Here is a 1134-nt window from a genome sequence, read left to right as displayed (position 1 = left end):
CCGGGGGTTGCCCTGTTTGCGCAGTCTCTTGACCGCCTCTGCCTGTCGGGCGCCGCCCCACAGATACACGTGCTCGGCCCCCAGCAGTTTCTTGACCTCGGGGTTCTCTGTGATCTTCTGCTTGAGGGTGCGCAACTCGCCGTGCTCACGCAGCCATCGGTGGTAGTCGCTGCCGGGCGCGACGGGGGAACCAGAGGTGAGGGCGAAGGTGATCGTGTAACCGAGGGTCTTTTCCCGCCGGGAGAATTCATGCTTCGCCGTCGCGCTCAATCGGCCGCCCGTCGAGGCGAAGGCCAGTGAACTGCCGATGCTCTCCGGCACGAGGTAGCTGACGCCATGTCCGCCCGTGCTGTATCCCCACAACGGCAGGGTCAGGGAGCCGGTGGCCAGTTCCGCCTCGGTGCCGGCCAGACCCGCCGCCTTCGAGTTCCAGAACTTGTCCTTGGTCGGCACGGACAACCCCTCGCCCCGGGGCACCTGCAGCGAGGCGTTCGCCGTGTCGGAGCCCTGCCCCTTGCCGGTGACGGGCCATGCGAGGGTGCCGTCCTTCGCAGCCCGAACCGTCATCCGCAGTCGGCCCGCTTCACTGGCCGCGGTGACCTCCAGGCCCTTGGCGGCATACGACCACCGGGCACGAGGCCCGTCCACCTCCACCCGGCTTGGCCTGCCCAAGCCGTCAGCCGCGGCATCGGAAACGGGAACGACCGCACCGTCTTCGGTGCGCCCCGTCACCCGCAGCGCAGAGGTGTCGACCATGGCGGTGCCGCCCGCCACCTGGAAGTCGAGGGAACCGCCGTGCACTTTGGGTCGGCCGGTCTGCGCGGACTTGGCACCGGGGCCCACGACGACGGCGTAGCCCGCCGATGCGGTGGTCCCGGTGACGACGAGTGCGACGGCCATCCCGAGACCCCGATTGCGCCTCCTGCGCGCAACTCCCGCAGCGTCCCGGTGTCGTGCGCGGTCCGGGGAGCCGTGGCTGCGCTCCCCCTGGTCCCTCTGCTCCCCCTGCGGGGCATTCTTGGCTTGCTCCATGATCGCGAGTATCCGAGGGGCTCTTAAGAGCTTCCTAAGAGCCTCTCTTTGAACCTGAATGCTCGCGAGCTTGAACCTGAATGCTCGCGCTGCTCTGCCATG

The 1134-nt window shown here is 68.4% G+C and carries 1 pseudogene; it reads right to left on the bottom strand.

The features are described 5' to 3' along the window. A pseudogene (locus ACZ5CR_RS46625) lies at nucleotides 1-900 on the bottom strand (glycoside hydrolase); the annotation flags it as partial. Nucleotides 901-1134 lie beyond the last annotated feature (234 nt).

The organism is Streptomyces sp. NPDC031274, assembly GCF_055570235.1.
This window is presented reverse-complemented; position numbering and strand designations above follow the sequence as displayed.